Here is a 22,620-nt window from a genome sequence, read left to right on the forward strand (position 1 = left end):
TCAGCTGACGGCATCGACCATGCCGTGGCGCACCGCGAGCAGCGCGAGTTCGACGTCACTGGTGATCGACAGCTTCTCGAAGATCCGATAGCGGTAGGTGTTCACCGTTTTCGGCGACAGGCAGAGCTTGTCGGAGATGCTCTGCACTTTGTGGCAGCTGGCGATCATCAGGGCGATCTGGATCTCGCGCTCGGACAACAGGTCGAACGGCGAGGCATGGCTCTGCGGCTGGAAGGACTTCAGGGCCAGCTGCTGGGCGATCTGCGGGCTGATGTAGCGCTGGCCGGCGAACACCTGGCGGATGGCCTGGACCATCTCCGCCAGCGCGGCGCCCTTGGTCAGGTAGCCGGCCGCCCCGGCCTGCAGCAGCCGGGTGGGGAAAGGGTCATCCTCGCACGCGGTAACCGCCACCACCTTCAGCTCGGGATGACTGCGCAACAGCTTGCGGGTCGCCTCCAGACCGCCGATGCCGGGCATCTTGACGTCCATCAGGACGACGTCGGGCTTGAGTTCGCGGGTCTTCTTCAGCGATTCCTCGCCGGATTCGGCCTGTCCCACGACCTGCAGGCCGTCGATGTCGGCCAGCATGCGCGTGATGCCTGTGCGAACCAGATCGTGGTCATCGACCACCAGCACCCTAATCAAGCGAGCTCCCTATGCGCATCACTGCTGCGGACTGAGTTGGTGTTTTCCGCCGTCACCATATCAAAAAAACGCGGCACAAACCTAGTTTGGTGCAGCTGCGTCAAATAGCAAACGCCAGAAAAATCGTACTGCCTCAATGACTTGGCCGCCCCACGGCGCCCGCTCTAGTGCAAGGGTTCTGGAAGCATGGCCGGACACCGTAGTGGATGTGGCATACAGGTGGTGACCGGGGGCTGCGCGAGCCCGACGACGGGCAGCGGCTAGGACTCGCGCCCCTTGCGCCGTGACGAGCGCCGCCGGTCACGGCCGCCCCGCTCCTGCGGCGGGGCTTCGGGCGCGTCCGGAGCATCATCGGCAAGCGGTCGATCCGGGCCTACGACATCCCAGCGCAGCATCATGGCGTGATCCTCGTGGATCAGGTTGTGGCAGTGCATCACGTACTTGCCGAGGAAGTCACGAAAGCGCAGCAGCACCTTGACCCGCGAGTTGGGCGCCAGGTTGAAGACGTCCTTGCGGCCCTGCTCATGGGGCGGCACGGCCACCTCATCGTCGTCGTCGGTGCCATCGACGAACTTGGCGATGATCCGTCCTTCCTCGAAGTGAATGTGGATGGGATGGGCCCAGCCGCCCGAATCGTTGACCAGATCCCAGACCTCGACGGCGTCCTGGCCGATCTCGACTGCGCTGCGCAGGGGGTTGAAGAACTTGTCGTTGATCGCCCACATGCCGTTGGTGCGCTCGAACTCGAAGCGGCGCACCCGGGCTGCGGCGATCTCCACCGGGTCGAGCGGACGCAACTCGCGCAACAGCGGCGGCACCCGGCTGAGGTCCTGCTCGGGCGGAAAGCGATCGACGATGACCTTCAGCACCCGCATGCCCGGTGCCTCCGCCTCGTCCGGTCGGCGGCTGTCGTCCTGCTCGAGGCGGTTGACCAGATAAAGTTCGGTGCCGATCGGATAACGGGCGAAATCCACCACTATGTCGGCGCGCTCGGCCACGCTCAGGCGCACCCGGTACTGGTTGAACAGGGGGGCGGGCAGCAGGTTGCCGTCGTTGGCGATATAGGTGTAGGGCTGCGCCCTGCCGTTGCCGTCGACCAGGTAGAACTCGTAGAAGCGGCTCGGGCCGCCGTTGAGCAGGCGCAGGCGGTACTTGCGCGCCGCCACCCGCAGCAGCGGCTCGATATAGCCGTTGACGGTGACCTTGTCGCCCAGGGTGCCGTCCGGGTCAACCTGGTCGTAGTACAGGATGCCGTTGCGGTCGAACAGCCGGTCGGCAAAGTCCAGCGGGTAGTCGTAGGGGTAGCTGGGCAGGCGCAGCGCCGCGGGGTTGGGGTCGCGCTCGTCGCCCGAGTCCACCTCGTCGAAGAGCAGGAGGAAGCCCATCAGGCCGCGCACCAGATTGGGCGCGGTGAAATCCATGGTGTGGTCGTGATAGAACAGCGTGCCCAGGGCCTCGCGGGGGTCGCCGATGCCATTTTGCAGTTCGTCGTACCCGGCGTAGATATTGGGGTAGAAGTGGTCCTTGAACTGGCCCGGAGCGGTCAGGGTCGGCCCGGCCTTGACCGCGCTGTAGTAGTCCCCGGGAAAGCCGTCGCTCTCCGAGGCCGTGTGCGCGTTGTGCAGGTGGGTGGAGATCTCCGGCGTACCGAAGCCCTTGTGGTCCCGGGGCAGTCGATTGTAGATGCGCACTATGGTCGGCTGGCCGTAGCGCGCGACTATGGTGGGCCCCGGCGTGGTCGCGGCATTGCCGCCATAGGCGAAGCCCCAGGTGCGCTGGGGCGGATAGGCCGGATTGAAGATCCAGGCGGGGTTTTCCTCGGCGCTGATCGCGTAGTGGATCGGCGGGAGTTCCCTCGGCCGTACATAGAGCTCGTCCCAGCGCTGATGGGCGTCGCGGCCGGCCTCGCCCGCCGCGATATTGGCCTCCTCCTGCGGCGCCGGGTCGAGCACCACGGCTTGCAACGGCTCATAGGCCAATGGCAGCTCTATCTGCCAGGGGATGGTTGGCGGGCTCTTCTCCGGCCGGTCATCCGGCTCGGCGTCATCGTCGTCCCGACGCTCCCGCCTCTTGGCGCTACCGCTCGTGCTACTCAGCAGCAGCGGTAGCGTCAAGCCCGCCGCCGTACCCGTGATAAAGGCCCGGCGGCCATTGTCCTCTGCCGCCATTTCTTGCAAGGCATCTACTGGCCTCGGGGAAGACGCGTCATGAGATAACGCATCACTCTTGTCCTTACCGCTTCCGGCTGTTGTGTGTTTCATCACACTCACCCTTGTTTAGGGCCCGAGCACCTCCTTGCTGCGAGCATCAAAACGCTCCCTAACGGCACCGCTCGGTGCCTGCTAACCGACGCGAGAGCTGTCCTGGTGCCCCTTGTAGACCGTATGCACCATGGCGCCATCGACATGGTTGATGGTGGTGATGATGCGTTCCGGGTCGGCCAGGGCCGGCGCCATGGTCCAGCGCTCGTTGCGGTCGTTGCCGACCCGCAACATGCCGGTATGGGTGGCCAGGTTGCGGTCGACTTCCGGGTCCGGGTCGTAGAAACCCAGCCCGTAGCGCAGGCGCTCGATATCGTCCGGCGCGCCGGTGAGGAACTTCCAGCCCGGCAGCAGGCGCTGCTGCCTGACGTATTCCCTGAGCTGCTGCGGCCGGTCGAGCAAGGGCTGCAGGGTGATGGAGTACATGAACACATCCCGGCCCAACCGCTCGCCCAGCAGTTCCTGGACCCGGCGCAGGTTGGAGGTCATGGTCGGGCAGGCGCCCGAGCAGTCCACGTACATCATGTTGACCGTGACGATCTTGCCGCGCACCAGATCGTCGTAGAAGCGCACCCGCTCGCCCTCGTGGGTGCGGACCCAGACGTTGGGAAAGTAGGTGGGCTCCGGCGCCTCCACGGTGTCGAGGATATCGCTGTCCGCCTCCGCCGGGAAACGCTGCCAGAGCAGGCCGCCCAGGGCCACCGCCCCCATTCCGGCCAGTACTTTTCTTCGCGTGTTCATCGCAATTACCTCCGGTCTCGGCGACTAGTCGTCTTCCTTGATGTCCCAGCGCAGCATCATGGCGTGATCCTCATGGATCAGGTTGTGGCAATGCATCACGTACTTGCCGACGAAATCGCGGAAGCGCATGAGCACCCGGAAGCTCGAGTTGCGCTCGAGCACGAAGACGTCCTTGCGGCCCTGCATGTGCGGCGGCACCGGCACGTTGACGCCGTCGCGGGTCATGCTGAGGATGCGCCCCTCCTCGAAGTGGATATGGATGGGGTGGTCCCAGCCGTTGTCGATATTGACCAACTCCCACACCTCGGCACCGCCCTTGGGAATGACCGCCCGCGGCTGGTTGGGGTTGAAGAATTGGCCATTGATCGCCCACATGCCGTTCTTGCGCTCGAACACCCAGCGCCGTACCGGTGCGGCGGCGATCTCCGCCGGGTCCAGGGGCGGCAGCTCACGCAGCGCATTCGGCACCTGGCTGAGGTCCTGCTCGTCCGGTTCGCGGTCGACGATGAACTTCAGCAGCGGGGTGGCGGCGCCAAGCCCCTCGTGCCGGCGCGTCTCGTTCTGCTGCAGACGGTTGGACAGGTACAGCTCGGTGCCGATGCTGTACCTGGAGAAATCGATGACGATGTCGGCGCGCTCGGCCACGGCGATGCGTACGCTGATCTGGTTGCGCAGTGGCGCGGGCAGCAGGTTGCCGTCGTTGGCGATGTAGGTGAAGGTCTGCGCGACGCCGTTGGTACGGGTCAGGAACAGCTCGTAGATGCGGCTCGGGCCGATATCCAGCAGGCGGAAACGGTACTTGCGCCGCGCCACGCGCAGCACCGGCTCGATCTTGCCGTTGACCGCCACCTTGTCGCCCAGGGTGCCGTCCGGCCCCACCTGGTCGTAGAGCAGCATGCCATTGGCGTCGAAGCGCCGGTCGCCGAAGCTCAGCGGGTAGTCGTAAGGGTAGCTCGGCAGGCGCAGGGCGCTGGGGCTCGGGTCGCGCTCGTCGCCCGAGTCGATATGGTCGTACAGCAGGTAGAAGCCGGCCATGCCGCGATAGAGGTTGGGCGCGGTGAAGTCGAAGGTGTGGTCGTGGTACCACAGGGTACCCAGGGCGTTGCGCTGGTCGCCGATGCCGTTCTGCAGCGCGTCGTAGCCGGCATAGATGTTGGAGTAGAAGTGGTCCTTCCAGCGTCCCGGTGCGGCCAGGGTGGGGCCGGCCTTCAGCGGGCTGAAGAAGTCGCCGGGGAAGCCGTCGCTCTCCGAGCCGACGTGGGCGTTGTGCAGGTGCATGGAGATTTCCGGCGAGCCGAAGCCCACATGGTCCTGCGGCAGGTTGTTTTTAAAGCGCACCACCACCGGCTGGCCATAGCGGGCCAGGATGGTCGGCCCCGGGGTGGTCGCCTTGCCGGAGTCGCCGGTGAAGCCCCAGATGCGCTGCTTCGGATAGGCCGGGTTGAATTCCCAGTCGTCATTCTCTTCGACACTCAGCTCATAGAGCGCCGGCGGGTACTGGCGCGCAGTGGCATACAGCTCGTCCCAGCGTTGATGCTTGTCACGCCCGCACTCGCCCAGAGCAGTCTGTGCCAGGCCCGTGGGGAGCGGGTCCAGCTCGCTGGCCTCGAGAATAGGCGGCTCCTCCGGCAGCTCCTCGACCCAGGGAATGCTCGGCGGGCTGGGCGGCACCGCCGGCGGCGCCGGCTCTTCCGGCTCCGGCTCCGGCTCCGGATCACGCCCGCGGCGCCGGCGGCGAGCCTCGCTTGCAGAAGACGCGAAGAACAGCGGCGCCGTCATGGCCGCCGCCGTGAGCCGCAGGAAATCACGCCGCCCCTCGCCGTTCGCCAGCTCGCCCGGGAGCTCGGGTACCGGCTCCCAGCCGCCGGCACGGATGGAGATCTTCCAGTCCCCTGCCTTTAACCGGTCCGTATGCTTCAGTGGTCGGGTCTTCATGGCGTTTTCCTCATTAACGTTCTCTGGCGCAGCCCAGCCAATCTCGAGGCCGCACGAAGCACCCCTGCGCGCCAGGCGCAGACCACAGATGCTGCTGAGTGAAGTCATGGCCATGACCAGTCCTCTTCGCGACAGTTGGCCGCAGCCTTGTCGCGAAACAGCGAGGACGTGGATATGGCGCCGTAGCTCGTCGAGGCCACGGCTCAGGAAAAGGGAGGCCCATGCAAGGGAGCCAGCAGAATAAGATCGTGAAGGCAAGGTCTCCTCTCGGGAACATGCAGCAACCTGTCCATCACAACCTCCCCTAGCGCTATTGCGCAGTTTGTTCGCGCCCTCTCCTTCGCGAATAACAGATGATTCTTCCCTCTCCCACGGTTAACTAAAGAATTGCTCCCTGGCATTGTCAAGCAAACGTCGTCCGTAATTTATCTGGCAATCAGTAAATCTATCTCTTTGATATTGCTATTTTTTTATACTCTGCAAGTGGCATAAGTCGATCGTTCCCGAAGCATTCGGCCCAATCAGTCGCGATGAGCTAACGACAAGGACGAGACGCGACTCGCCAAGCGGTCTGCTTCTGACTAAGTGCCCCTTCAAGGGGGATAATCGCCGCCAAATGGACTGTCCATGGCCGGAAGCACGGAGGCTGCCTGAGCCAGGACCGGTCGCCAGAGCGCCTAAACACCTAAGATATGGCGGATGCTGCGAAAACCGGCGGCAAGCCCGTTCCCCGCGCGACCCGATGCGCATCGACAACGGCGCCGAGCCTGACGGTACTGGGCTTCAGGCATCGGCCTTCATGCAACTGCCGTCGCACCTATGCGACAATGCGCCGAATATCTGGCGTGAACCCCGCATTAATTTCCCAGCAGCTCGGCCATGGTGCGCTGATGCTGCTGTCAACGTATGCCCGCTGGATCAACTCAGACTCCGGCTGGAGCGCTGAATATTGCTAGCGAATCGCTATCGGCCCATCCCAGCGAACCCTAAGTTATTGATAGGTAAGAATTTTGATTTCCACCGCTAACATCACCATGCAGTTCGGCGCCAAGCCGCTGTTCGAGAACGTTTCCGTCAAGTTCGGCAACGGCAACCGCTACGGCCTGATCGGAGCAAACGGCTGCGGCAAGTCGACCTTTATGAAGATCCTCGGCGCAGACCTGGAGCCCTCGGCCGGTCAAGTCATGCTGGAGCCCAACGTGCGCCTGGGCAAGCTGCGCCAGGACCAGTTCGCCTACGAAGACTTCAATGTGATCGACACGGTGATCATGGGCCATGCCGAGCTGTGGCGGATCAAGGCCGAGCGCGACCGCATCTACTCGCTGGCCGAGATGACCGAGGAAGACGGCATGGCGGTGGCCGAACTGGAGACCGAGTTCGCCGAACTGGACGGCTACACTGCCGAGTCCCGCGCCGGTGAACTGCTGCTGGGCCTGGGCATCCCGCTGGCCCAGCATTTCGGCCCGATGAGCGAGGTCGCGCCGGGCTGGAAGCTGCGCGTACTGCTGGCCCAGGCGCTGTTTTCCGACCCGGACGTGCTGCTGCTGGACGAGCCGACCAACCACCTGGACATCAACACCATCCGCTGGCTGGAAAACATCCTCACGGCGCGCAACAGCACCATGATCATCATTTCCCACGACCGCCACTTCCTCAACAGCGTGTGCACCCACATGGCCGACCTGGATTACGGCGAGCTGCGCCTGTTCCCGGGCAACTACGACGAATACATGACCGCCGCGACCCAGTCGCGCGAGCAGCTGCTGTCGGACAACGCCAAGAAGAAGGCGCAGATCGCCGAGCTGCAGACCTTCGTCAGCCGCTTCTCGGCCAACGCCTCCAAGGCCAAGCAGGCCACCTCGCGGGCCAAGCAGATCGACAAGATCCAGCTGGCCGAGGTCAAGCCGTCCAGCCGGGTCAGCCCCTTCATCCGCTTCGAGCAGACCAAGAAGCTGCACCGCCAGGCCGTGACCGTGGACAACATGGCCAAGGGCTTCGACGGCAAGCCGCTGTTCAAGGGCTTCAGCTTCACCGTGGAAGCCGGCGAGCGGGTGGCCATCATCGGCCCCAACGGTATCGGCAAGACCACCCTGCTGCGCACCCTGGTCGGCGAATTGCAGCCTGATGCCGGCACGGTGAAGTGGACCGACAGCGCCGCGCTGGGCTACTACGCCCAGGACCATGCCGACGACTTTGCCGACGAGAGCACCCTGTTCGAGTGGATGGGCCGTTGGACCCAGGGCGGCGAACAGCTGGTGCGCGGCACCCTGGGGCGCATGCTGTTCTCCAACGACGAGATCCTCAAGTCGGTCAAGGTGATCTCCGGTGGCGAACAGGGGCGCATGCTGTTCGGCAAGCTGATCCTGCAGAAGCCCAACGTGCTGGTGATGGACGAACCGACCAACCACCTCGACATGGAGTCCATCGAGGCACTCAACCTGGCGCTGGAGAACTACCCCGGCACGCTGATCTTCGTCAGCCACGACCGTGAGTTCGTCTCCTCCCTGGCGACCCGCATCATCGAACTGAGCGACAGCGGCGTGGTCGACTTCAGCGGCAGCTACGACGACTACCTGCGCAGCCAGGGCGTGCTGGTCTGACCGATCCGCCACCGCCCGGCGGCCTGCCTAACGAAAATGCCCGTATCTCGCGATACGGGCATTCTTCTTTGCGCCTCCCGAGCGACCCTGCACCCAGCGGGTCCGCCCAAGCAGCGCGGCTTTCGCGCTAGTAGGTCGGCAGCTCGACGCCGTGGAACAGTTCCTCCAGCTCCGATTTACTGTGGCAGTGAATGGCCTTGGCCAGGACGTCGCGGGTCAGGTGCGGGGCGAACTTCTCGATGAAGTCACACATGAAGCCGCGCAGGAAGGTGCCGCGGCGGAAGCCGATCTTGGTCACGCTGGCTTCGAACAGGTCGCTGGCATCCAGCACCACCAGGTCGGGGTCGAGCTTGGCGTCCACCGCCATCTTGGCCAGGATGCCCACGCCCAGGCCCAGACGCACGTAGGTCTTGATCACGTCGGCATCGGCGGCGGTGAACACCACCTTCGGCGTCAGGCCGCGGTGGCTGAAGGCCTCGTCCAGCTTGGAGCGCCCGGTAAAGCCGAACACATAGGTGACGATCGAGTGCTCGGCCAGGGCCTCCAGGGTCAGCTTCGGCATCTTCGCCAGGGGGTGTCCCTGGGGCACCACCACGCAGCGATTCCAGCGGTAGCACGGCATCATCACCAGGTCGTTGAACAGCTCCAGGCCTTCGGTGGCGATGGCGAAGTCCACGGTGCCGTCGGCGGCCATCTCGGCAATCTGCATCGGCGTACCCTGGTGCATGTGCAGGGCCACATCCGGGTACTGCTTGATGAAGCCGCTGATCACCGAAGGCAGGGCATAGCGGGCCTGGGTGTGGGTGGTGGCGATGGACAGGGTGCCCTTCTTCTCGTTGGAGAACTCCTGGGCGATCTGCTTGATGCTCTCGACCTTGCGCAGAATTTCCCCGGCGGTGGTGATGATCCGCTCGCCGGCGGGGGTCACCCGGGTCAAGTGCTTGCCGCTGCGGGCGAAGACTTCGACTCCCAACTCGTCCTCGAGCAAGCGGATCTGCTTGCTGATGCCCGGTTGCGAGGTATAGAGACTCTGCGCCGTGGCCGAAACATTGAGGTCGTGATGCGCGACTTCCCAGATGTAGCGCAGTTGCTGAAGCTTCATAGAAAACCCTCAAAGCAGATAGGCGGCCGCACAGGTGTCGGCAGGTCATATAACCATATTAATGGTTTAATCAATAAATCTAGACGGTTTATTTAGAAGTGCTTTCAGCCGTCCTTCAGGGCTCGCCACGGCCGCGATGCTGCAGCATCGGCACCAGATACACCGGCACTTCCGACAACTGCACCAGACGCGCGGCGGTTCGCCCCAAGGGGATCTCCAACTCGGTGCCATGGCTGTGGCTTCCCACCACCAGCAGGTCCACCGCGAGCTTCTGCGCCTCCTCGAGAATCACCAGGGGGGGATCGCCCTGCACCACCCGTACGCCCCGAATCATGTCCAGTTCATGCTGCGCCTCGTCGACTTCGTCGCGAAAGCCTTCCAGAACCCGCTGCTCGATGCTCGCCATCACCGTGCTCAGGCCCTTGTTGCGCAACTCCTTGAGACGCTCCTCATCCAGATAGGTCTGCAGCACCGACTCGGCGAACAGCCCCATGGGTTCGACCGCATGCACGACATACAAGCCGGCGTTGAAGGCGCGAGTCAGGGCCAGCGCGTGCTGCAGGACATAGGGGGCGTAGAGGCCGAGATCGGTGGCGTAGAGAATCGAGCGAATCATGCGGCCTCCTCGACAGCCGGCGCGGCGGGCCCTTTTCTGAGCTTAGCAGCGCCATCCGCAAGTCAACCAAACAGCGACCTTTTAGGACCAATGGCTATATACGCCGCCGGCTAGCGGCTCGGCTCGTTGCTCACCCCGTGGGGGACGTGGCCGGTGGCCACGACCTCCCGCGCCTTCTCGCAATGCCCGGCCTGGTCATCGAAGAACACGTCGGCGCCGAAGGTCTCGAGAATCGCCGCTTTCTCCAGGCCGCCGAGGAAGAATGATTCGTCGAGGCGGATATTCCACTCGCGCAGGGTGCGGATGACCCGCTCGTGGGCCGGCGCCGAACGTGCGGTGACCAGCGCCGTACGGATCGGGCAGGCTTCCTCCGGAAACTCCTGCTGCAACCGGTGCAGGGCGGCGAGAAAGGGCTTGAACGGTCCGCCGCCGAGCAGCTCGCGGGCGGCATCGCGCTCATGGCTCTGAAAGGCCGCCAGGCCGCCCTGCTGATAGACCCGCTCGGACTCGTCGGAAAACAAAACGGCATCGCCGTCGAAGGCGATGCGCAATTCGTTGCTCGCCGCCCGCCGCGCCCCGCCGGAAAGAATGGTCGCCGCACCGAAGCCCGAACGCAGTGCGCTGCGCACATCCTCGGCATGGGTGGAGAGGAACAACTGGCAGCCGAACGCGGCCAGGTAGGGGTCCGGGCTGCGACCACCGACGAAGGCCGCGCGGGAGATGCCCAGGCCGTAGTGCTGAATCGAATTGAATGCCCTCAGGCCGGTGTCGGCACTGTTGCGCGACACCAGGATCACTTCCACCCTGGGTTGCCCCAAGGCCAGGTTCAGCCCGAGCAGCTTCTCGACCAGAGGAAAGGCGTCGCCGGGCATGAGGATCTCGTCCTCATGCTCGATCTGATAGCGGCGGTAGGCTTCGACGCCCTGCCCCTCATACACCCGATGACTCTCGCGCAGGTCGAACAGCGCGCTCGAGGAGATCGCCAACACCAGCTTGTCGTCCAGCCCCTTGCCCATGACCACCTCCGACTCAACGACTATTGCTTGGCCCGGTCGAGAAAGTACAGCGCCTGATGCAGGGCGCGCACCCGCGGCATGTCACAGCCCTCGCGCTCGGCCACCGGGGCGAACTCGCTGCGCAGCAGGAAGTGCACATCGAAGCCGGCGCGCGCCAGCATCAGGCCGTCGAAACCGCCGATCGCCCCGATACCGATGACACCGATACGTGGACTGTGGATCGTCGTACTCAAGGAAGCTCCTCTGCGGGGCGCGACAGAGCCGTGCCCAAGGCATCGAGTAGATCGCCGACCTGCAGGCGACTGCGCAGCTCGCCAAAGAATTGACCGTCGCGCACCACGAACAGCGCCGGCAAGTGGAAGACCTCATAACGTGCCACCAGCCCCGCGTTATCGGCGGCATCTATCCAGGCCAGGCGCGCCACCGGCAGGGCCAATTGCGGCAACTCCCGGCGCGCCCAGCGACAGCTGGCACAGCCTATGCTGGTAAATATCAGCAGGGAGATTCCGGGCAGATCGAGCAGGCGGCGATCGGCATCAAAATCTGTCAGTTGCAGTTCATTCACTATACTGTGGTTAACGATGTCAATTTGATGGCATTGGGAGTCGGTAGTCATGCGTCGTTTCTTGCGTCATCCCAGTGATATGCCGGTGGAGCTGGTGCTCCGTAAACAGGACTTCGTGCCCACCCAGCGCCTGAACAATATCAGTCTCGGCGGCGTGGCGTGCAACTCCAGCCGGGGTTTTCGCCGCGGCACCGCGGTCGAGTTGCGCATTCCGCTGCTCGGCGAGCAGGCCCGCTATCCGGGCGTGGTCGCCTGGTGCCATAAGCTTGAGGAGGACTATCTGGTCGGCATCGCCTTCACCGATGAGGACACCCTGTTCCGCGCCCGCATGGTCGAGCAGATTTGTCAGATCGAGCACTATCGTCGGCAGCGCGAGCGGGAACTGGGCCATGCACTGCAGATCGAGAGCGTCGCCCGCGAATGGATCGCCCAGCACGCCGCCGAGTTCTCCGACGCCAGCCTCACTTAGCCATTCCCCCCGACTTACCTCCTTCGCCCCATTGTCTCGCCGGGCCTTAACGCGCTAAGGTTCAGCTTCCCCGCTGTGCTCATACTGCTGTGCTCCGCCACACGGGGATCGCTGGCGGCCGGCACCCGTGACCTGACGACTCTGACCTGATGAAAAGCACGATGGCTGATTTACCGATCGACGATCTCAACGTCGCCTCCAACGAAACCCTGATCACCCCCGCGCAGCTCAAGCGCGAGATTCCCTTGACCGACTCGGCCCTGCACACCGTTGCGACGGGGCGCCAGGTGATCCGCAACATCCTCGACGGCAAGGACCACCGTCTGTTCGTGGTCGTGGGGCCCTGCTCGATCCACGACATCAAGGCGGCTCATGAATATGCCGAGCGCCTCAAGGTGCTCGCCGCCGAAGTGTCGGACAGCCTGTACCTGGTGATGCGCGTGTACTTCGAGAAGCCGCGCACCACGGTCGGCTGGAAAGGCCTGATCAACGACCCCTACCTGGACGACTCGTTCAAGATTCAGGACGGCCTGCACATCGGCCGCCAGCTGCTGCGCGACCTGGCGGAAATGGGCCTGCCGACCGCCACCGAGGCCCTGGACCCGATCTCCCCGCAGTACCTGCAGGACCTGATCAGCTGGTCGGCCATCGGCGCCCGCACCACCGAGTCCCAGACTCACCGCGAAATGGCCTCGGGCCTGTCCTCGGCCGTGGGTTTCAAGAACGGCACCGACGGCGGCCTGACCGTGGCGATCAACGCCCTGCAGTCGGTATCCAGCCCACACCGTTTCCTCGGTATCAACCAGGAAGGCGGCGTGTCCATCGTCACCACCAAGGGCAATGCCTACGGGCATGTGGTGCTGCGCGGCGGTAACGGCAAGCCGAACTACGACTCGGTCAGCGTTGCCGTCTGCGAGCAGGAACTGACCAAAGCCGGCATCCGTCCGAACATCATGGTCGACTGCAGCCACGCCAACTCCAACAAGGACCCGGCGTTGCAGCCGCTGGTGATGGACAACGTGGCCAACCAGATTCTCGAAGGCAACCAGTCGATCGTCGGCCTCATGGTGGAAAGCCACCTGGGTTGGGGCAACCAGTCGATTCCCAAGGACCTCGACCAGCTCAAGTACGGCGTATCCATCACCGATGCCTGCATCGACTGGGACAGCACGGAGAAAACCCTGCGCGGCATGCATGCCAAGCTCAAGGATGTGCTGCCCAAGCGCCATCGCGCTTGAGGCGAGGCAGATAAACAACGCCGGGCATTGCCCGGCGTTGTTTATCTGCCCGGCAAAGGCTCAGCCCTTCACGGCATGACGCTGACGGCGCTCGATATAGCGCTCGACATACGAGCAGGACGGAATCACCGTGTAACCGCTGCGTTCGGCGTACTGCAGGGCATGCTCGGTCAATGCCGCGGCAATGCCGCGGCCGCGCAAGGTGTTCGGGACGAAGGTCCGGTAGATGTCCAAGGTCTGCTTACCCAGGTCCATATACGCCAGGTAGGCACGATCACCATCGACTGTGGTCTCGAACTGATGACCCCGGAGGTCATGGTGAATGGACAACGCCTCGCTCATTGCTACTCCTCTCCTAAACCTTAGAACTGCACCCGCACCTTATCGATCTTTTCCAGGCGGAGTGACATCTGCGCCGTGCCATTTCCGGCTTGTAGCCTGAGATAGGCCTTGTCGTTCGCAACCCGGGTCAGGATACCCTGATAGTACATGCCATCGTAGGTGACGAAGCGCAACCGCTTGCCGACATGATCGGCCAAGCTGGATACCGTGACAAACCCGGTGCGCGCACCCGCCGCCACCGAGCCGACCCTTTCGACAGCTGCTGGCGCAGACGTCGCGGAAGCCAGTCGCACAGTCGGGTCCACCCAGGCGAAGCCCAACGGCTGAACAGCCTGATGATTGACCAGGACCGCCGGGCGCAGCATCGCCAGCACATCCTTGGCATCGAAGAACTGCAGGCCATCCCAGACCATGCCTTCGCTCGGCTGGAACTCGACATGCAGCGCGCGTGGATCCTCCAGATAAAGCGCGTAGGCATCCAGCAGCGGCTGATCCAGGGCTACGCGTTGGCTGCGCAGCACCTTGTCGAGCTGTTCGACCGCAAGCTTCCTATAGGCCTCGGGTGCCAGGTCCAGCTTGGCCGCGCAATACGCCTGCACCCTGCGCTGATACTGGTTGTCGTTGAGCTCGACACTCAGCCGCTCGACCCGCGGTGGGCTGACGCGCACATCAGCCGGGTTGTCGGCCATGTTGATGAGGGACAAGGCGACCCGCAGTTCACCGATATCCCGCGTATCCGAAGTCAGGTTGAGGTGGAGTCGCCGCGCCCCGGGCTGAATCCGGTAGGAAAACTCGCCGTCCGTCTCGAAGGTGCGGTAGCCCATATCCAGCAACTCATCGGTACCTATGGTGCGGATCTTGCCACAGGCCACTTCGCTCATCGCCGTTAATACACTGCGCTCGGCCGGAACGGCATACAACTGGCGCATGAAGGGTCCATGGACATCCAGGCTCAAACCCTCGAGGCTAACCGCCATCTGCTCGGGAAACCGGCCTTCAGCCAAACGCTCCTTGAAGCGCAGCAACTCCCCGAGCCCCTCGAACTTCAGTGCGGCATGGCTAATCCGCAGGCTGTCGCCCATGGCCGGCACGCGAACTTCAATCTGGCTCAACCCCACCCGGCCATCGAACGAAGACGTAATCCCGCCGTAGCGAATCTCCATGATCGGCGACAGCTGCCGCGCCGCATCCTCCATGATCGAGCGCACCGATAGCCACAGCGACAGCTTTATCAGCACGGCGACTGCCAATACCGCCAGCACAGCCCATTTAATCAACTTCGACATACACGCATCCTTGGCCTGAGACAGCTTGCTCCTCGTTACGGATGCCTCGAGCTTATCAGCCCACCTCAAGATCGGCCACGTCGAATCAACGACTTAGCGTACCGAATGGAGGGTCCCGAGAGCTCCGGCGGGTCAGGCACAAGATGCAGGGGAAATATCCTGGCGAGCACCTCAGCCAAGGAAGCGCATCGCTGCCATCTGTACCGACTTGCCTTCTGCGTGGCCGTCGACTAATGCTTGTTCGCACGCAACTTTTGAGCAGCACAACTGGGCTCAGTAGTCCCCCTATCATCACCGGGCAACTAGCGTAAGCGGAGGTTCTGGGTGTTTTTTGTACAGAAGCTGACGCTGACGGAAAAACACACGAAATCAATGAAAAAAAAAAGTACGGCGCTTGCCTCGCCTCCGTTTACTTACTACAGGTTACGGGTAGTATGTACGCCGGCTAATTTCCTACCATTGGGAAATTGCTTTATATGGAAAACTCCACCTCAAGGGGAACACGATGAACAACGTTCTGAAATTCTCTGCTCTGGCTCTGGCCGCAGTTCTGGCTACCGGTTGCAGCAGCATGTCCAAAGAAACTGAAGCTCGTCTGACTGCTACCGAAGACGCAGCCGCTCGCGCTCAAGCCCGTGCCGACGAAGCCTATCGCAAGGCCGATGAAGCTCTGGCCGCTGCTCAGAAGGCTCAGCAGACTGCTGACGAAGCCAATGAGCGCGCTCTGCGCATGCTGGAAAAAGCCAGCCGCAAGTAAATAGCCCGCAACGGCTATTAGAGCCGATCCAGTTTCTGGGTCGGCTTTTTATTGCCCGGAGAACGACTGAGAACCGAAGGCAATAAAAAACCCGCCGCTGCTTGCGCAGGGCGGGCATGTCTCAACCAGTGCACCTCAGAACGCGTTGACCGCTCTACTGACCAGCTGCGCATCGGGTTCGGCGATTTCCACCGGCAGGCCATCTTCGGCCGCGACCACCTCGCGCACCACCTCCCAGTCCAGGCGCAATTCGCCCAGCTCTTCACGCTTGAGCAGCGCATTGATGACCGCAGTGTGCTTGTCGACCACCGAAGGCGCACCGCTGTCGTCCAGCGGGGCATGGGCCTCGAGATAGACCTTGCCGTTACTGCGACCAAACTTGTAAGGCTCATTGACGATTCGCACCGGCGTACCGACCGGCACCATATCCGCGAGCTGCAGCACGTTCTGGTTGAGCATGCGGAAACAGCCGTGGCTGACGCGCATGCCGATGCCGAACTTCTTGTTGGTGCCATGGATCAGGTAACCCGGTATCGACAGCGACATCTTGTAGGGGCCCAGCGGATTGTCGGGGCCTGGTGGAACATAAGCCGGCAACGGGTCACCGTCGGCGGCATGCTCTTCGAGGATCGACTTCGGCGGAGTCCAGCCTGGATTCGGCGTCTTGCTGGTGATACGGGCATCGGCCACCGGCGAACTCCAGCCCTCGCGGCCTATGCCCAGAGGATAGGTATGCACGACGCTCTGCCCCTTCGGGAAGTAGTACATGCGATATTCGGCGAGGTTGATCACTATCCCCTCACGCGGCCCCGGCGGGAGAATGAAGCGCGTGGGCAGGACGATCTCGGTCCCCTCACCGGGCAGCCAGGCATCCACGCCCGGATTGGCCGCGATCATCTCCAGATAGCCCAGGTCATTGGCCACGCCAAGATCGGCAAAGGTATCTTCGTATTTGGCCTTGACCACCTGCACCTGGCCGACGATGTCCTCGCCGGCCGGCGGCAGAGGCAACTCCAGAGCGATGGCGGGGCCTGCGGAGAACAGCATGGCGAGTGGCAGGCAACGGGCGACGGCAGAAACGCGCGACAACATCCGGTAATCCTTGGCGAGAATGGTTGACGAACTAGCCGTGTGATTGTACACCGCCGCCCGCCTATCCGGGAGCCCTCAGCGCTCGGGCCAAGGCGGCCGTGCGCCACGGCGCTGGGCCTCGAAGGCACTGCGGCATCCCGGACACAAGCGGGCGTCACGCAGCATCGGCCTGTTCAGCCCACGCCAGCGCGGTCGTGCCGGCAGCAGCCCTCCGCACAGGGTTCGATCGGCAAACTCACCCAGCTCCAGCTGACGCGCGACCAGGTGCAGGCGCACCTCCCGGCAGGCGAACAGATCCAGCTGCTCGTCCGGCTCGATCAGTTGGTAGGCATGCAAAGACCAGGCAGGACGCGGCATCGGGGGCTCCAGGGCGGGGGCGCCACCTTAGCCGAAAGGCCGAACGCAGAAAAGCCTGTCAGAGCAGTGGCTGCAGCTGCGGCCAGAGATTCTCCAGGAGAACGGGTTGCGCCGCCGCCGTGGGATGAATGCCGTCGCTCTGCATCATGCCCGGCACCCCGCCGACCCCTTCGAGGAAGAACGGCACCAAGGGAACTTCATGCGCCTCTGCCACTGCCGAGAAGCTCGCAGCGAAGGCCGTGGTGTAACGTTGGCCGTAGTTAGGCGGCAGGCGCATCCCCAGCAGCAGCACCTTGGCACCGGCGTCCCGCGACTGCCGGACCATGGTTGCAAGATTCTGTTGCAATTGCCCCGGTGGCTGGCCGCGCAGGCCATCGTTGCCACCCAGCTCGATTATCACCAGGCGCGGCCGGTGCTCGGCAAGCAGCCCGGGAAGCCGTGCAGCGCCGCCTGCGCTGGTGTCGCCGCTGATCGAAGCGTTCACCACTCGGTGCCCATAGCCCTGCTGCGACAGGCGCTGCTCCAGCAAGGCGACCCAGCCCTGGCGGGTATCCAGGCCGAAAGCCGCGCTGATACTATCGCCGACAACCAGCACGGTATCGGCCACGGCGGCCTGCACCGACAGCAGCAGAGCCAAGATGGCCCCCAGCAACCCTGTACGCATCGGACCCTCCATGAACTCACCCATCCTCACTGCGCGGAACCTTAGCAAAGTGGTCCCCAGCGCGGAAGGCGAGTTGACCATACTCCACGGCCTCTCCCTCGAACTGGCTGCCGGCGACAGTCTGGCCATAGTCGGCAGTTCGGGCTCGGGCAAATCCACCCTGCTCGGCCTGCTCGCCGGCCTCGACCTGCCGAGCGCCGGCGATGTCGCCCTGGCCGGCCACCACCTCGGCCGGCTCGATGAGGACCAGCGGGCCCGGGTGCGGGCCGAGCACGTCGGTTTCGTCTTCCAGTCTTTCCAACTGCTCGACAGCCTAAACGCCCTGGAGAACGTGATGCTGCCACTGGAGCTCGAGGGCCGGCGCGATGCCCGCGACCGGGCCCGCGGCCTGCTCGACCGGGTCGGCCTCGGCCAGCGCCTGAGCCACTTCCCGCGCCAGCTGTCCGGCGGCGAGCAGCAGCGCGTGGCCATCGCCCGGGCCTTCGTCGCCGCCCCGGCCGTGCTGTTCGCCGACGAGCCGACCGGCAACCTCGACAGCCACACCGGCGCGCACATCAGCGATCTGCTGTTCGAGTTGAACCAGGAGCGCGGCGCGACCCTGGTACTGGTCACCCACGACGAACGCCTGGCGCAACGCTGCCAGCGCCTGATCCGCCTCGAAGGCGGCCATCGGGTCGATCACGTGGAGGCCTGATGGCCCGCCTGCCGCTTGCCCGGCTACTGGCCCTGGCGCTCCGCCAACTGCTGCGCGACGCCCGCGCCGGCGAGCTGCGCGTGCTGTTCTTTGCCCTGCTGGTGGCGGTCGCCGCCAGCACCGCCATCGGCTATTTCAGCGCGCGCCTGAATGACGGCATGCTCAGGCGCGCCAGCGAGTTCCTCGGCGCCGACCTGCTGCTGACCGGCACTTCGCCCGCCGCTCCCGAGCAGATCGCCCAGGGCACGCGCCTGGGCCTGGCGCACGCCCAGCTGGTCGAGTTCTCCAGCGTGATCGCCAGCGATGCGGCCATCCAGTTGGTCAGCGTCAAGGCCGCCGACGACCACTATCCGCTGCGTGGCAGGCTGAAGAGCGCGGCGGCCCCCTATACGGCCGAGCAACCCGGTTCCGGCCCCCGCCCGGGTGAGGTGTGGGCCGAGGCGCGGCTGTTCGCCGCCCTGGGCCTGCAGGTCGGCGACCGCATCGAACTGGGTGCGACCAGCCTGACCCTGAGCCGCGTGTTGACCTATCTGCCCGACGAGGCCGGAGACTTCTACAGCCTGAACCCCCATGTGCTGATGCACCTCGACGATTTGCCGGCCACAGGTGTGGTGCAGCCCGGCAGCCGGGTCAGGTACCGCGAGCAATGGCGCGGCACGGACGAGGTGCTGGCCGCCTACCGGCAGGCCGTCGAGCCGACCCTCGCGGCCAACCAGCGTCTGGAGGATGCCCGCGACAGCAGCCGCCAGGTCGGTGGCGCCCTGAGCCGCGCCGAACGCTACCTGAACCTGGCCAGCCTGGCCGCCGTATTGCTGGCCGGCGTCGCGGTGGCGCTGTCCGCCGCACGCTTCGCCGTTCGCCGCTTCGATGCCAGCGCCCTGCTGCGCTGCCTGGGCCTGTCGCGCCGCCAGGCACTCGGCCTGTTCGGCCTGCAGCTGGCCGTGCTGGGGCTGCTCGCCAGCCTGAGTGGCGCCCTGCTCGGTTGGCTCGCCCAGCACGGCCTGTTCTATTTGCTCCGTGGCCTGCTCCCCGCCGACCTGCCCGCCGGCGGGGGCCGGGCCGGCACTGGCCGGCATGGCCACCGGGCTGGTCGCCCTGGCCGGTTTCGCCTTGCCGCCGCTGGCCGCCCTCGGCCGGGTTCCGCCGCTGCGGGTACTGCGCCGCGACCTGTTGCCGGTACCGGCCAGCTCCTGGCTGGTATACGGCGCCGCCCTGCTGGCGCTGGGCCTGATCATGTGGCGCCTGAGCCTGGACCTGCAGTTGACCCTGGCCCTGCTCGGCGGCGGCCTGCGCCGCGACCTGTTGCCGGTACCGGCCAGCTCCTGGCTGGTATACGGCGCCGCCCTGCTGGCGCTGGGCCTGATCATGTGGCGCCTGAGCCTGGACCTGCAGTTGACCCTGGCCCTGCTCGGCGGCGGGCAGGCGCTGGCCTTCGGCCTGATCATCCTGGCCATGGCGCTGATCGCCCTGCTGCGCGGCGAGCTGCTCGACACCTGGCAGGAGCAATTGCCGGCGCAGGCGCCCAATCACTTCGCCCTGAACGTTCTGCCGACGGAGCGGGCGGCGTTCGCCGCGCGTCTCGCCGAACTGTCGCCCCACCCCGCGCCGCTGTACCCGGTGGTGCCCGGGCGCCTGGTGATGATCAACGACGAGCCGGTGCGGCAGGTCGTCAGCAAGGACAGCCAGGGCGAGCGCGCGATCCGCCGCGACCTCAGCCTGACCTGGGCCGCCGAGCTGCCCGAGGGCAATCGCCTGCTGGCCGGCGACTGGTGGCAGGGTGATGAGGGTGGCGAACTACCCGGGGTATCGGTGGAATCCAAGTTGGCCGAGAGCCTCGGCCTCAAGCTCGGCGACCGCCTGGGCTTCAGTGTCGGCGGCCTGAACCGCGAGGCCCGGGTCAGCAACCTGCGCGAGGTGGACTGGAACAACTTCCAGCCCAACTTCTACATGATCTTCGAGCCTGGCACCCTGCAGGACCTGCCGTTCACCTACCTGACCAGCTTCTACCTGCCGCCCGATCAGGAACGCGAGCTGGTCGAGCTGGCGCGGGCCTTCCCCGCCGTGACCCTGCTCCAGGTCGACGCCTTGCTGGCCCAGCTGCGCAGCATCGTCGCCCAGGTGACCCTGGCCGTCGAATACGTCCTGCTGTTCGTCCTCGCCGCCGGACTGGCCGTGCTGTTCGCCGGCCTGCAGAGCACCCTGGACGAACGCATCCGCCAGGGCGCCCTGTTGCGCGCCCTGGGTGCCGAACGCCGTCTGCTGATCGACGCCCGGCGCACGGAGTTCGCCCTGCTCGGCGCGGCCAGCGGCGTGCTGGCCGCGCTGGGCTGCGAGCTGATCAGCGCCCTGCTCTATCGCTTCGCCTTCGACCTGCACTGGCAGCCGCACCCCTGGCTGCTCGGCCTGCCGCTGCTCGGCGCCCTGCTGGTGGGCGGCGCCGGGGTGCTCGGCACGCGCCGGGCCCTGAACCACAGCCCGCTGACGGTATTGCGCGAGGGCTGATAAGATCGCGGCCCTCATCACCATTCACGCCCTCGCAACCCCATGAGCCGTTATCGTCCGCCGCGCTCCGCCGGTACCCCCCTGATCACCCCCGAAGGCGAGGCGCGCCTGCGCGCCGAATTGCACGAGCTGTGGTACGTCCGCCGCCCTCAGGTCACCCAGGCGGTCAGCGAGGCTGCGGCCCAGGGCGATCGTTCGGAAAACGCCGAGTACACCTACGGCAAGAAGATGCTGCGCGAGATCGACAGTCGCGTGCGTTTCCTGAGCAAGCGCCTGGAGAACCTCAAGGTGGTCGACGCCCGCCCGAGCGACCCGAACAAGATCTACTTCGGCGCCTGGGTCACCCTCGAGGACGAGGAGGGCCTGGAGGCGCGCTATCGCATCGTCGGCCCGGACGAACTGGACCTGAAGCTGAACCTGATCAGCATCGACTCGCCCCTGGCCCGCGGCCTGGTCGGCAAAACCCTGGACGCCGAAGTACGGGTGCAGACGCCGACCGGGGAGAAAACCTGGTACGTGGTGGCGATCGACTATCCCTGAATGCCCGGTTCCTGGCGCCGGGTGATCAAGCCCTGGCGGGCGACCCGGGTCAGCTCGCGCACGGTGTCGTGCAGCTGCTCGGCACTCGGCGCCTGGACCACGGCCAGGTCGAAGCTGTCGCTGGCAAAGCGCGCCAGGGACTCATCGGCACGGGCAAACTGGATCAGGAAGGCGGGCGAGCCGCCCCAGCGCTTGGGCCAGCCGTCCAGGTAGCGCAGCAGGGTCGGCTGGTGGCTGCCGCCAAGCAGTATCTTGGCGTTACGCAGGCGCAGCCCGGTGGTGATGGGGGCCAATCGAATCAGCGGTTGGGGACAGGTCATGCTCGCGTCTCCGCCTCAGGAATCCCGCTGGGCAGCGGTGAGAGGCGACACCGAACCAGCGCTTTAGCGGTATTTCGAAGACCTCGTGGAGGTCTCCTCGGAGCCCTGCCCATGGCAAGTCGCTCGGCGCCCCGCAAGTAGCTGTTTAAATCGGCGCATGGGTCGGCATCCTAGAGAAGCCTGCGCGATACTGTCAACAAGGATATGCCAGCCGAAGCCGCACCCATGAATGCCCCCAGCATGCGCCTGTTCTTCGCTCTTCGCTGCCCGACCGGGCTGGCCGAGCGCATCGCCGAATGGCGCGATGGGCAGCGCCTGAGCGGCCGGCCCGTGGTCGCGGCGAACCTGCACCTGACCCTGGCCTTTCTCGGCCAGCAACCCAGCACTCGGCTAGGCGAGCTGCGCGGCCTCGCCGCCGCGCTGCAGGCCACGGCGTTCGAGCTGCGCCTAGACCGGTTGGTGCACCGTCGCAATGGCCTGTTGTACCTGGCCCCTAGCGAGCCTCCCGCCGCGCTGCTGGACTTGGCCGGGCAACTGCATCTGGCACTGCGCACCGCCGGCTTCACGCTGGAGGAGCGGTCCTTTCTCGCCCATCTGACCCTGATGCGCCGGTGCAGTGCGAGGCCGCCGCCGACCTGCCCAACCTTCGATTGGTCGGTCGGCCATTTCGCCCTGCTGGCCTCCGAAACCAGCCAGCGAGGTGGCCTCTACCAGCAACTCGAGCAGTGGCCACTGTTGCCAATCCGCTAGTCCTGGCGTTTCGCACCGTAACAGGCTCCACAGGGGGCGAACCCGTGTCAGGGAAAGTGTTTGGCACGAAAGTACCTGTTTCAGAGCCTCCCTGTGCCACTCGAGGCGAAGATGGCACGCTTTCTGCG

21 protein-coding genes and 3 pseudogenes are annotated in these 22,620 nt (G+C 64.9%); 9 read left to right on the plus strand and 15 right to left on the minus strand.

The window, feature by feature from the left end; genetic code table 11:
- The 4 genes from gacA to I0D00_RS01755 form a co-directional block, all read right to left on the minus strand.
- A complete protein-coding gene (gene gacA / locus I0D00_RS01740; protein WP_213638039.1) occupies positions 1-645 on the minus strand; it encodes a response regulator transcription factor GacA in 645 nt (214 codons plus the stop codon).
- Between the two features lie 260 nt (positions 646-905).
- Complete coding sequence (locus I0D00_RS01745) at positions 906-2,759, minus strand: multicopper oxidase family protein (protein WP_338050371.1); 1,854 nt, start codon at positions 2,757-2,759, stop codon at positions 906-908.
- A 228-nt stretch (positions 2,760-2,987) separates the two neighbouring features.
- A complete protein-coding gene (locus tag I0D00_RS01750; RefSeq protein ID WP_213638041.1) occupies positions 2,988-3,647 on the minus strand; it encodes an SCO family protein in 660 nt (219 codons plus the stop codon).
- Positions 3,648-3,671: 24 nt separating this feature from the next.
- Positions 3,672-5,582: a multicopper oxidase family protein gene (locus tag I0D00_RS01755; RefSeq protein ID WP_246533159.1), complete on the minus strand. Its 1,911-nt coding sequence runs from the start codon at positions 5,580-5,582 to the stop codon at positions 3,672-3,674.
- 1,010 nt (positions 5,583-6,592) lie between these two features.
- Between I0D00_RS01755 and I0D00_RS01760 the strand changes: the two genes are divergently transcribed.
- On the plus strand, positions 6,593-8,182 hold the full coding sequence (locus I0D00_RS01760; protein ID WP_213638042.1) for an ABC-F family ATPase: 1,590 nt from the start codon (positions 6,593-6,595) through the stop codon (positions 8,180-8,182).
- A gap of 127 nt (positions 8,183-8,309) precedes the next feature.
- Here I0D00_RS01760 and cysB read toward each other — a convergent pair whose 3' ends face one another.
- The 5 genes and pseudogenes from cysB to I0D00_RS01785 all read right to left on the minus strand — a co-directional run bounded on the left by cysB (position 8,310) and on the right by I0D00_RS01785 (position 11,532).
- Positions 8,310-9,284: an HTH-type transcriptional regulator CysB gene (cysB, locus tag I0D00_RS01765; RefSeq protein ID WP_213638043.1), complete on the minus strand. Its 975-nt coding sequence runs from the start codon at positions 9,282-9,284 to the stop codon at positions 8,310-8,312.
- Positions 9,285-9,399: 115 nt separating this feature from the next.
- Entirely contained in the window at positions 9,400-9,900 is a 501-nt protein-coding gene (locus I0D00_RS01770) for a universal stress protein (RefSeq protein WP_213638044.1), read from the minus strand.
- 110 nt (positions 9,901-10,010) lie between these two features.
- Positions 10,011-10,916, minus strand: a complete 906-nt coding sequence (locus tag I0D00_RS01775) for a 5'-nucleotidase (RefSeq protein ID WP_213638045.1) — start codon at positions 10,914-10,916, stop codon at positions 10,011-10,013.
- A gap of 95 nt (positions 10,917-11,011) precedes the next feature.
- Positions 11,012-11,137: pseudogene (locus I0D00_RS01780) on the minus strand (2-dehydropantoate 2-reductase N-terminal domain-containing protein); the annotation flags it as partial.
- Between the two features lie 8 nt (positions 11,138-11,145).
- Positions 11,146-11,532: a YbbN family protein gene (locus I0D00_RS01785; protein WP_213638046.1), complete on the minus strand. Its 387-nt coding sequence runs from the start codon at positions 11,530-11,532 to the stop codon at positions 11,146-11,148.
- Between I0D00_RS01785 and I0D00_RS01790 the strand changes: the two genes are divergently transcribed.
- Positions 11,531-11,950: a PilZ domain-containing protein gene (locus tag I0D00_RS01790; RefSeq protein WP_213638047.1), complete on the plus strand. Its 420-nt coding sequence runs from the start codon at positions 11,531-11,533 to the stop codon at positions 11,948-11,950. The two genes, I0D00_RS01785 and I0D00_RS01790, sit on opposite strands and share 2 nt — an antisense overlap.
- A 161-nt stretch (positions 11,951-12,111) precedes the next feature.
- Entirely contained in the window at positions 12,112-13,188 is a 1,077-nt protein-coding gene (locus tag I0D00_RS01795) for a 3-deoxy-7-phosphoheptulonate synthase (RefSeq protein WP_213638048.1), read from the plus strand.
- Between the two features lie 60 nt (positions 13,189-13,248).
- Here I0D00_RS01795 and I0D00_RS01800 read toward each other — a convergent pair whose 3' ends face one another.
- The gene (locus tag I0D00_RS01800; RefSeq protein WP_213638049.1) at positions 13,249-13,530 is read right to left on the minus strand and encodes a GNAT family N-acetyltransferase; all 282 of its coding nucleotides are present in this window, start codon (positions 13,528-13,530) and stop codon (positions 13,249-13,251) included.
- 20 nt (positions 13,531-13,550) lie between these two features.
- Positions 13,551-14,816: a hypothetical protein gene (locus I0D00_RS01805; protein WP_213638050.1), complete on the minus strand. Its 1,266-nt coding sequence runs from the start codon at positions 14,814-14,816 to the stop codon at positions 13,551-13,553.
- A gap of 505 nt (positions 14,817-15,321) precedes the next feature.
- On the opposite strand from I0D00_RS01805, the gene oprI reads away from it, so the two are divergent.
- Positions 15,322-15,573 (plus strand): outer membrane lipoprotei OprI, encoded by a 252-nt coding sequence (gene oprI, locus I0D00_RS01810; RefSeq protein ID WP_003239826.1) that lies wholly within the window; start codon positions 15,322-15,324, stop codon positions 15,571-15,573.
- 135 nt (positions 15,574-15,708) lie between these two features.
- On the opposite strand, the gene I0D00_RS01815 is transcribed toward oprI, so the two are convergent.
- From I0D00_RS01815 to I0D00_RS01825, 3 genes are all read right to left on the minus strand, one after another.
- A complete protein-coding gene (locus tag I0D00_RS01815) occupies positions 15,709-16,665 on the minus strand; it encodes a L,D-transpeptidase family protein (protein ID WP_213638051.1) in 957 nt (318 codons plus the stop codon).
- A gap of 75 nt (positions 16,666-16,740) precedes the next feature.
- Positions 16,741-17,022: a hypothetical protein gene (locus tag I0D00_RS01820; RefSeq protein WP_213638052.1), complete on the minus strand. Its 282-nt coding sequence runs from the start codon at positions 17,020-17,022 to the stop codon at positions 16,741-16,743.
- 58 nt (positions 17,023-17,080) lie between these two features.
- A complete protein-coding gene (locus tag I0D00_RS01825; RefSeq protein WP_213638053.1) occupies positions 17,081-17,686 on the minus strand; it encodes an arylesterase in 606 nt (201 codons plus the stop codon).
- A gap of 10 nt (positions 17,687-17,696) precedes the next feature.
- Here I0D00_RS01825 and I0D00_RS01830 point away from each other — a divergent pair, with 10 nt between their 5' ends.
- From I0D00_RS01830 to greB, 4 genes and pseudogenes are all read left to right on the plus strand, one after another.
- Positions 17,697-18,380 (plus strand): ABC transporter ATP-binding protein, encoded by a 684-nt coding sequence (locus I0D00_RS01830; RefSeq protein ID WP_213638054.1) that lies wholly within the window; start codon positions 17,697-17,699, stop codon positions 18,378-18,380.
- Positions 18,380-19,674, plus strand: a pseudogene (locus I0D00_RS21760) (ABC transporter permease); the annotation flags it as partial. The gene I0D00_RS01830 and the pseudogene I0D00_RS21760, both read left to right, overlap by 1 nt.
- A 71-nt stretch (positions 19,675-19,745) precedes the next feature.
- Positions 19,746-20,882: pseudogene (locus I0D00_RS21765) on the plus strand (ABC transporter permease); the annotation flags it as partial.
- Between the two features lie 42 nt (positions 20,883-20,924).
- The gene (greB, locus tag I0D00_RS01840) at positions 20,925-21,422 is read left to right on the plus strand and encodes a transcription elongation factor GreB (protein ID WP_213638055.1); all 498 of its coding nucleotides are present in this window, start codon (positions 20,925-20,927) and stop codon (positions 21,420-21,422) included.
- On the opposite strand, the gene I0D00_RS01845 is transcribed toward greB, so the two are convergent.
- A complete protein-coding gene (locus tag I0D00_RS01845) occupies positions 21,413-21,742 on the minus strand; it encodes a hypothetical protein (RefSeq protein ID WP_213638056.1) in 330 nt (109 codons plus the stop codon). The genes greB and I0D00_RS01845 overlap by 10 nt on opposite strands.
- 240 nt (positions 21,743-21,982) lie before the next feature.
- On the opposite strand from I0D00_RS01845, the gene thpR reads away from it, so the two are divergent.
- Complete coding sequence (gene thpR / locus I0D00_RS01850) at positions 21,983-22,492, plus strand: RNA 2',3'-cyclic phosphodiesterase (protein ID WP_246533160.1); 510 nt, start codon at positions 21,983-21,985, stop codon at positions 22,490-22,492.
- Positions 22,493-22,620 lie beyond the last annotated feature (128 nt).

The organism is Pseudomonas lalucatii, from assembly GCF_018398425.1.
Taxonomy (GTDB): Bacteria; Pseudomonadota; Gammaproteobacteria; order Pseudomonadales; family Pseudomonadaceae; genus Aquipseudomonas; species Aquipseudomonas lalucatii.